Raw genomic sequence first — 8,525 nt, 5'->3', positions numbered from 1 at the left:
CGCGCCTGCTCCGCCAACTCCCGCGCCGCAGCCAACGACGACTCCGCCGCATCCACCCGCCCCTGCGCCGCACCCCGCGCCTCATCCGCCGCCTGCCGATCCCGCGCCGCCGCACGCACCTCCCCCTCATCCGGCGCAGGCACACCCTCCCCCTCCCCCTCCCGCTGAAGCCGCTCCGCCTCCTCCCCAGCCCGCGACACCCACCCCTGCGCCTCCCCCAACGCACCCTGCGCCGACACCAGATCAGCCTGCGCAGCAACCGCCCGCTCCAGCGCACGATCCGCCTGCCCCTGCGCCGTCTCCAGCTTCGGCCAATACCCCTGCAACGCCCGCGCACACAGATCGTACGAATCCCGCAACTTCGTCAGATTCCCCGGCACACCATCGAACTCGCTGCGGAACGCCTCCGCCGACAACCCCGCCCAGTCCTGCACCGCACGATCCGACGCCATCGACCGGATCTTCCCCAACGCCTCACCCACATCATCCGCGAACTCCTGCAACTCATCCGCAAGACGCCGCACCTCACCCGGATCACCCGGCACCGGATCCGCATCCAGATCCAACGGACTCCAGTCCGACGCACGCCCCACGAACCCCACCCCCTGTACCCAGGCGATCACGTTCAGCCAGAGAACCATAACGGCCCCCACACACACGCCACAACGACGCAACCAGCCTGCTGAAAGGCGCAACGGCTCGCTGCGGTAAGGGAGTTGGCGACCGGTGCGCCGAAGGGTCTACCGCTCGGCGAAGACGACCGACCAGGGGCCCGGGGTGTCCGGGGCTGTCAGGTCGGTGGGCTGTGCGGAGGTGCCGGTGAGGACCTCGGCGGCGATGGCCGCGAAGCGTGGTGCCGCCGGGTGCGCGGAACGGGCGGGCCAGGCCGGAGTCGTGGTGGCGGTCAGCGGGTGGCCCGCGAGGGGGCGCCAGGCCACGCGCGGCTGGCGGCCCGCGAACTCGGCGGGCGCGAGGGCCACGCCCTGGCCCGCCAGGACGAGGCCGAGGACGAAGTCCGGGTTGCGCGCGTGCCGCACGCGCGGCGGGACGTACCCGTGGTCACGGCACGTGTCGAGCACATGGTCGTGCCACTCGGGCGCGGCGCCGCGCGGCGCGAGGATCAGGTCGTGGCCGGCCAGGTCGGCGAGGGCGGGCGCGTCGCGGCGGGCCAGGGGCGACAGGCGCGGGACGACAACGCCGAGGCGGTGGGAGACGGACGGGCCGCGCGCCAGCTCGGGCGCGTGGAACGGCTCGTGCGGCAGGCCGACGTCGAGCCGCCCCTCGTCCAGGGCGCGCAGCTGCTCGGCGGACGTCAGCTCGTGCAGGTCGATCTCCAGGCCAGGCGCCTGCTCGGCAGTGCGGCGCAGCATCTCGCGCAGCGCGGTCGCGGGGGTGTCGGGCGGGACCCCGGCGCGCAGCGTGCCCAGCGTCCCGTCCCGTACGCCCGACATCACCGCGCGCAGCCTGGCGTCGGCGGCGAGCAGGCCGCGCGCCTCGTCCACCAGCAGCCGCCCCGCCGGGGTGAGCGCGATGCTGCGCCGCGACCGGTCGAACAGCGCGACGCCGAGATCGCGTTCCAGCCGCTGCACGGACTGGCTCAGCGGCGGCTGGGCCATGCCGAGCCGCTCGGCGGCGCGGCCGAAGTGCAGTTCCTCGGCCACCGCGAGGAAGTGGCGCAGGTGGCGGGAGAGGTCCACGCGGCGACGATAGACCAGGCGGGGGACGATGGGCGCATGGAGGACACCCTTGCCCTGGACATCCGGCTGCATGTGCGCGACATCGACCGGGAGGGCGGCGGCGCCGAGACGGGCAGCGGCGCGGACGAGCAGGTCGTCATCGCGTCGGTCCTGAAGGTGCTGCTGGTGCTGGAGTTCGCGCGGCAGGTGGCGGCCGGGCAGCTCGACCCGGCGGAACGGGTCGTGGCGCGGGCGCCCGACCGGCTGGGCGGCTGGGGGCTCGCGGACTGCGCGGACGACGTGGAGCTGTCGCTGCGCGACCTCGCGTACTTCTCGCTGTCGATGAGCGACAACACGGCCGCCGACCTGCTGCTGCGCCGCGTGGGCCCCGATCTGCTGCCGGTGCTGGCGGCCGAGCTGGGCATGGCGCGGACGCGGGTGCGGGGCGGGCCGCGGGAGGTGCTGGAGTCGATGTTCGCGGACGTCGGGGTGCGGGACGCGGCGGAGTTCGCGGCGGCGTACCCGGCGCTGCCGGACGCGCGGAAGCGGGCGCTGCGCGTCTTCGACCCGGAGCACACGACGTCGAGCACGCCCCGGGACATCACGCGGCTGATGGCGCTGCTGTGGCGCGACGAGGCCGGGCCGCCGGAGGCGTGCGCCCTGGTGCGGCGGCTGATGGCGCGGCAGATGGCGTGGACGCGGCTGCGGGCGGCGTTCCCTCCCGAGGTGGAGGTGACGGGCAAGACGGGCACGCTGCCGGGCCTGCACATGGAGGCGGGCGTGGTCGCGTACCCGGACGGGGGGCGGTACGCGGTGGCCGTCTTCGGGGCGACGCGGGAGTGGGACGCACGGAGTCTGGACGTCGATCTGGCGCTCGGCAGGGCGGCGCGTGAGGCGGTGGAGAGGGTGCGTGACCTGCGGTGATATGCGAACGGGTATGGCGCGGGCGCCCGGTGGATCTTGGACGCGGGGCGGCCGGGGGTGCTTCCGTGTGCCGCACGTGAAGACCTGAGAGGGGCGTGTGACATGGCGGGAGTCGGCAGGCGGGGCTTTCTGCGGACGACGGTGACGGCCGGGGGCGCGATCGCGGCCGGGAGCGTCGCGGCGGGAGCCGGGACGGCGGCGGCGGCCGGGGAGCAGCGGCGGCGGCAGGCGGGGACGCGGACGGCGCAGGCCACGTTCAGCTGGCTGGGGAACGCGGGCTGGCGCGTGGAGGCGGGCGGGACCGTCCTGCTGGTGGATCCGTACCTGAGCCGCTACGACACGGGGCTGTTCGGCACCGGCCTCCGGCCCGCGACGCAACTGACCGTCGCGGCGGACACCGTGGACGCGCACACGGCGGGCGCGAAGCACGTCCTCGTGACGCACACCCACTGGGACCACTTCAACGACGTGCCGCACATCGCGAAGACCACCGGCGCGCGGGTCTTCGGGACGTCGACGGCGTACAACCTCGGGCTCGCGATGGGCGTGCCGTCCGGGCAGCTCAGCCCGGTGAAGGGCGGCGAGGTGCTGGACCTGGGGGACGTGGTGGTCGAGGTGGTGTCGTCGCTGCACAGCCGCAACCCGTCGTGGTCCCTCCTCTTCCACGGCACGCGCCTGACGCCCCCGGCGGAGCCCCTGACCATCGCGGACCTGCCGGAGGGCGACACGCTGGCGTACCAGGTGACCGTGAAGGACGGCCCCTCGGTGTTCTTCACGGGCGGCAGCGACTTCGTGGAGCGGAACGCGGCGGGGCTCGCGCCCGACGTGGCGATGATCACCCTGCAGGCCAGTGACGCGACGTACGACTACGTGCCGCGCCTCCTCGAAGCGCTCGGCAGGCCCGCGACGGTCGTGCCCGTGCACTGGGACAACTTCGAGGTGGCGCTGGCGAACCCGCCCGCCGTCCCCGACGAGGAGACCGGGCGGCGGCTGGAGGCGTTCAAGGCGGCCGTGCGGCGGGTCGCGCCGCGCAGCAGGATCGTGATGCCCGAGTACCTGACGCCGTACCGCTTCTGAGCGCGGCGCCCGGGTCAGCGTTCGGGCGCGGCGGTGCCGAGGTGGCCCGCGTGGGCGGAGTGGCGCTGCGCCAGCTCCTGGTAGCGCTCGGCGGTGCCGCGCAGCCCCGCCGACTCCTCCGGGGTGAGAGCACGGCGGACCTTGCCCGGCACCCCGGCGATCAGCGACCCGGGCGGCACCTCGGTGTCCTCCAGCACCACCGTCCCCGCCGCGACCAGCGAACCGGCGCCGATGCGGCAGCCGTTCAGCAGGACGGCGCCCATGCCGACGAGGGCGCCGTCCCCGACCGTGCAGCCGTGGACGACGGCCCGGTGCCCCACGGAGACCTCCGCGCCGAGGACGGCGGGGCGCCCGGGGTCGGCGTGGAGGACGCAGCCGTCCTGGACGTTGCTGCCCGCGCCGATCTCGATGCGTTCGAGGTCGGCGCGGACGACCGTCCCGTACCAGACGCTGGCGCGGGGGCCGAGCGTGACGTCGCCGACGAGCGTGACGCCCGGCGCGATCCAGGCGGAGGGGGCGAGACGGGGGCTGTGGTCGCCGAAGGGGATCAGGGTCATGCGGCCCATCCCACACCACTCACGACGGGACGACGAGCCGCGTCTCGTACGCGAGAACGGCCGCCTGGGTGCGGTCGCGCAGGTCCAGCTTGACCAGGATGCGGCTGACGTGGGTCTTCACCGTGGACTCGGCGACGACCAGGTGCGCGGCGATCTCGGCGTTGGACAGGCCCTGGGCGACGAGGGCGAGGACCTCCGTCTCGCGCTCGGTCAGGGTGCCGAGGCGTTCCCTTGCGGGCGGCCTGGGCACGGTGTCGAGGCGCGCGAACTCGGCGATCAGGCGGCGCGTCACGGTCGGCGCCAGCAGGGCCTCGCCCGCCGCGACCAGGCGGACGCCCTCGGCGAGCTGCCGGGCGGAGGCGTCCTTGAGGAGGAAGCCCGACGCGCCCGCGCGCAGCGCCTGGTAGACGTACTCGTCGAGGTCGAAGGTCGTCAGGACGAGGACGCGGGGCGCGGACTCCCCGGCGGCGGTGATCGCGCGGGTGGCGTCGATGCCGTTCATGACCGGCATGCGGATGTCCATGAGGACGACGTCGGGGCGCAGTTCGGCGGCGCGCTCGACGGCGTCGCGGCCGTCCACGGCCTCGCCCGCGACCTCGATGCCCGGCTGGGCGCCGAGGAGGACGGAGAAGCCCTCGCGGACCATCATCTGGTCGTCGGCGATGAGGACACGGACGGTCATGCGGCGCCTTCCGTTTCTCCGGCGGGGGCGGCGGGGGCGGCTGGCAGGAAGGCGGTGGTCTCCCAGCCGCCGTCCTCCGTGGGCCCGGCGACCAGCTCGCCGCCGAGCATGGTGACGCGCTCCCGCATCCCGGTGAGGCCGTGCCCGGCGCCGGGCGACGGGGGGACCGGGCCGGTCGGCGGGCCGTTGACGACGCGCAGGCCGAGCCCGCCGAGCACGTACGACAGCTCCACGCGCGCCGTGCTGCCCGGCGCGTGCCGCAGCGCGTTGCTCAGCGCCTCCTGGACGATCCGGTACGCCGACAGCTCGACGCCGGGGGCCAGCTCGCGGACGGCGCCGGTGACGGCCTTCTCCACCGGCAGGCCCGCGCCGCGCACGCCGTCGAGGAGCGAGTCGAGCAGGGCCAGGGTGGGCTGCGGCGCGTCCGGGGCGTCCTCCTCGGCGGCGCGGACGACGCCGAGGATGCGGCGCAGCTCGGTGAGCGCGGCGACGGCGTTCTCCCTGATGGTGGCGAACGCGCGGGTCAGCTCGGGCGGCGGGTCGGTGACGCGGTAGGGGGCGGCCTCGGCCTGGATGGCGACGACCGACATGTGGTGGGCGACGACGTCGTGCAGCTCGCGGGCGATGGTGGTGCGCTCCTCAAGAACGGTGCGGCGGGAGCGCTCGATGGCGGTGACGGCGGTCTGGGCGACGACCTGGCGGCGCGAGTCGTACCAGGCGCGCAGCAGGACGGTCGTCACCAGCACGGCGAGGGAGGCGACGGCGAGGGTCAGTTCGTCGGACGAGCCGGTCGGGTTGGGCAGCGCGCCCGCCAGGACGAACCCGGCGAGGACGGTGAAGGACCAGACCCCGGCGGTGACCCGTACGGGGGCGGTGAGGGCGACGGCGAGCAGGACGAGGACCTGGGCGGCGAGCCCCGCGTTGGTCCACGGCCAGGCACCGCTGTCCACGTACCAGCTGGCCTGGAGCCAGGTGAGCAGGAGCGAGGCCCACCAGCCGAGGAGCGGCCTGACGGTGGCGAGCACCGGCGGCAGGATCACCAGCGGGACGTGCGCGCGGCCCTGCCAGCTGATGGTGAAGTCGCCCATCTCGGTCGTGTAGGCGGCGGCCGCCAGGACGAGCACGGCCAGCCCCGCGAGGGCGTACGAAACGGCCAGGCCCGCCGGGGAACCGTCCGGCAGCAGGCGGGCGGCCGTCCTGCCGAGGCGGCCTGGCAGCGGCAGGGGCGGCAGGGTGCGGCGGACGGCGGCGTGCCGGAACAGGTCGTCCCACAGGCTGCGGAGGGTGCGGCGGGCCGTCAGCAGTTCGCTGTGCGGTCCGCGCGGGGCGGGGGCGGGGGCCTGCTCGGTCATGTCAGGGACGCTAGACGCGCGGGACGGACGGGGCGTCCCCCTGTGCGGGGATCTCCTCCGTCCGTCCCGGGATGTACACGGCGCCGTGGATCAGGACAGCGCGCTGCCCGCGACCCAGTCGTCCCACGACAGGTTCCAGCCGTTGAGCCCGTTGTCGGGGGCCATCTGCTCGTCGGGCGAGTTGGTCACCACGATGACGTCGCCGATGATCGACTCCTCGAAGAACCAGTACGCGTCGGTGTCCTCGTCGTCGGCGCCCTGCGTGTCGTTGAGGCCTATGCAGCCGTGGCTCGTGTTGGCGCTGCCGAAGGTGGCGTCCGAGGCCCAGTAGTTGCCGTGCACGAAGGTGCCGGACGTGGACAGGCGCATCGCGTGCGGCACGTCGGGTATGTCGTACTCGCCCTCGCCGTCGTCGTCCGTGAAGCCGACGGTCGCGCCGTTCATCCGGGTCTCCTTCTGCTTCTCGGAGATCACCATCTGCCCGTTGTACGTCGGGTTCTCGTCGCTGCCGGCCGAGATCGGGAGGGTGCGCAGCTCCTCGCCGTCGCGGAACACCGTCATCGTCTTGGCCTCGGCGTCCACGGTGCTGACCTGCGAGCGGCCGATGTCGAAGGCGAAGTCGCGGTTCTGCACGCCGGTGACCCCGGTGTCGCCCTCGATGCCGTCGAAGCCGAGGTGCACCTCGACGTGCGTGTGGGGCAGCCAGTAGTCCTCGGGGCGGAAGTCGAGGCGCTGGTCGCCGAACCAGTGGCCGACGACCTCCTGGCCGCTGCTGGTGTTGATCTCGACGGCGGCCTCGATCTCGGCCTTGTTGGTGATCGGCTTGTCGAAGTTGAGCGAGATCGGCATGCCGACGCCGACGGTGGTGTCCTCGTCCGGCGTGAAGTAGCCGATGAAGCTGTTCTCGGGCGAGACCGTCGTGAAGGCCGCCGACTCGTGGGCCTCCCGGCCCTCGCTGTCCGTGGCCTGCACGGTGAGGCTGTAGGCGGTGGCGCGTTCGAGCTGGTCGTCGGGCTGCCACGAGGCGCCGTCCGCGGATATCGTCCCGGCGACCTCCGTGCCGGACTCGGACTCCGTCAGCACGACCTCGTCCAGCGAGCCGTCCTCGACCTGGACCTGCACGTCGCTGTTGATGCCGACGTTCTCGGCGCCGTCGTCGGGAGTGATGGAGATCACGGCCTGGGAGGTGTCCGCCTCCTCGGCCGCCCGGTCCGCGTCGGTCTGCTGACTGGTCTCCGAGCCCCCCGTGCCCGAGTCGCCGGAGTCGTCGTCGCCGCCCCCGCCGCACGCCGTCAGTGTCAGTGCTCCGGTGAGCAGCGTCGCCGCCACCGTCAAGCCCTTGCGCCGCATGCCGTCCCTCATCACTCGCCGCTCCGTCCGCCACCGCGTCCCCGCGGGGCACACCCCCGTGGGACACAAGGGAGAAAACGCGGTCCCACGGCAGCCGGTTCCACTGTAAGTGAATCCGTGCGGTGAACCACACGTTCGAGTGACGGCCGGTCACTCACCCGGGTGGCGGAGTCACCGTGTGCCGCCCCGGCCGCCGTCCGCGTCCGGGCCGGGGCCGTCGTCACCAGGGCCCTCGCCAGGTGTATCGGTGTCGTCATCCAGTTCGTCCCATGCGTCGTCCGGGTCGTACTCGGCCTGCTCGCTGCTCCAGGACGCCTGCGCGAGCAGCACGCCCGGCACCTCGCCCACCAGGTCGATCGGGTCGATGAGGTACGCCACGGCCTCCGCCTCGTCGCGCGAGACGGCCTGCGCCGCCTGGTCGCGCTCCTCCTGGGGCATCAGCTCGTCGCCCTCGATACGCGCCCAGGCGGCCCTGATCAGCTCGTCGGGCTCCGTGATCTCCAGCACCATCTCCACGCGAACGCGGACGTGACGCGTCTGGTCGGTCATGTCTTCACTCATGCCCCGGAGAGTAAGGTCCAAGGCGCCGCCTCTTCCCCGCGACCCGCGGCGCCCGTAACATCGCTGCCCATCGCCGCCAATACGCGGCGAGGACCGTACGACCCCCGGGAGCGCTTGTGGACGCCAACCCCACCGCACGCGTCAACCGCCGCGCCATCGTCTGTGGTCTCGTCGCAGCCGCCGTCCTCGGTCTCGGCTGGTTCCTGCCCTCCGCGCACCCCGAGTCCGACGCGGACGCGGGCGGGACCTCCCTGACCGTCGAGGAGGTCCAGCCGCTCGACGAGGGCTGACGCACGACCCGCGCGGGACCCCGCGCGCCGCACCACCACGACCGGCCCGCCCCGGC

General features: G+C 73.9%; 10 protein-coding genes. 3 read left to right on the top strand and 7 right to left on the bottom strand.

The features are described from left to right. Both ACIBPC_RS29025 and ACIBPC_RS29020 read right to left on the bottom strand, forming a co-directional pair. Window positions 1-641, bottom strand: a 641-nt coding sequence (locus tag ACIBPC_RS29025) for a WXG100 family type VII secretion target (RefSeq protein WP_398848725.1), incomplete at its 3' end; no start/stop codon positions are given. Window positions 642-740: 99 nt separating this feature from the next. Next, window positions 741-1,697 carry a LysR substrate-binding domain-containing protein gene (locus ACIBPC_RS29020; RefSeq protein WP_398848723.1) on the bottom strand — a complete coding sequence of 319 codons (957 nt, stop codon included), beginning with the start codon at window positions 1,695-1,697 and terminating at the stop codon, window positions 741-743. A gap of 36 nt (window positions 1,698-1,733) precedes the next feature. Between ACIBPC_RS29020 and ACIBPC_RS29015 the strand changes: the two genes are divergently transcribed. Together ACIBPC_RS29015 and ACIBPC_RS29010 are read left to right on the top strand one after the other, a co-directional pair. Further along, on the top strand, window positions 1,734-2,600 hold the full coding sequence (locus ACIBPC_RS29015) for a serine hydrolase (protein WP_398848721.1): 867 nt from the start codon (window positions 1,734-1,736) through the stop codon (window positions 2,598-2,600). Between the two features lie 102 nt (window positions 2,601-2,702). Further along, complete coding sequence (locus ACIBPC_RS29010; protein WP_398848719.1) at window positions 2,703-3,677, top strand: MBL fold metallo-hydrolase; 975 nt, start codon at window positions 2,703-2,705, stop codon at window positions 3,675-3,677. 14 nt (window positions 3,678-3,691) lie between these two features. On the opposite strand, the gene ACIBPC_RS29005 is transcribed toward ACIBPC_RS29010, so the two are convergent. From ACIBPC_RS29005 to ACIBPC_RS28985, 5 genes are all read right to left on the bottom strand, one after another. Further along, the gene (locus ACIBPC_RS29005; protein WP_398848717.1) at window positions 3,692-4,243 is read right to left on the bottom strand and encodes a gamma carbonic anhydrase family protein; all 552 of its coding nucleotides are present in this window, start codon (window positions 4,241-4,243) and stop codon (window positions 3,692-3,694) included. Between the two features lie 10 nt (window positions 4,244-4,253). Beyond that, window positions 4,254-4,916: a response regulator gene (locus ACIBPC_RS29000; RefSeq protein ID WP_398848715.1), complete on the bottom strand. Its 663-nt coding sequence runs from the start codon at window positions 4,914-4,916 to the stop codon at window positions 4,254-4,256. Next, window positions 4,913-6,268 (bottom strand): sensor histidine kinase, encoded by a 1,356-nt coding sequence (locus tag ACIBPC_RS28995; RefSeq protein WP_398848714.1) that lies wholly within the window; start codon window positions 6,266-6,268, stop codon window positions 4,913-4,915. Before ACIBPC_RS28995 ends, ACIBPC_RS29000 begins: the two co-directional genes overlap by 4 nt. A gap of 90 nt (window positions 6,269-6,358) precedes the next feature. Then, window positions 6,359-7,618 carry an Ig-like domain-containing protein gene (locus ACIBPC_RS28990; RefSeq protein WP_362968564.1) on the bottom strand — a complete coding sequence of 420 codons (1,260 nt, stop codon included), beginning with the start codon at window positions 7,616-7,618 and terminating at the stop codon, window positions 6,359-6,361. A gap of 171 nt (window positions 7,619-7,789) precedes the next feature. After that, window positions 7,790-8,179 (bottom strand): hypothetical protein, encoded by a 390-nt coding sequence (locus ACIBPC_RS28985; RefSeq protein ID WP_362968565.1) that lies wholly within the window; start codon window positions 8,177-8,179, stop codon window positions 7,790-7,792. A gap of 116 nt (window positions 8,180-8,295) precedes the next feature. Here ACIBPC_RS28985 and ACIBPC_RS28980 point away from each other — a divergent pair, with 116 nt between their 5' ends. After that, entirely contained in the window at window positions 8,296-8,469 is a 174-nt protein-coding gene (locus ACIBPC_RS28980; RefSeq protein ID WP_362968566.1) for a hypothetical protein, read from the top strand. Window positions 8,470-8,525 lie beyond the last annotated feature (56 nt).

It is taken from the genome of Streptomyces sp. NPDC049879 (genome assembly GCF_044461265.1).
Classification (GTDB): Bacteria; Actinomycetota; Actinomycetes; order Streptomycetales; family Streptomycetaceae; genus Streptomyces.
The sequence above is the reverse complement of the archived record's forward strand: the minus strand, read 5'-3'. Positions and strand labels throughout refer to the sequence as shown.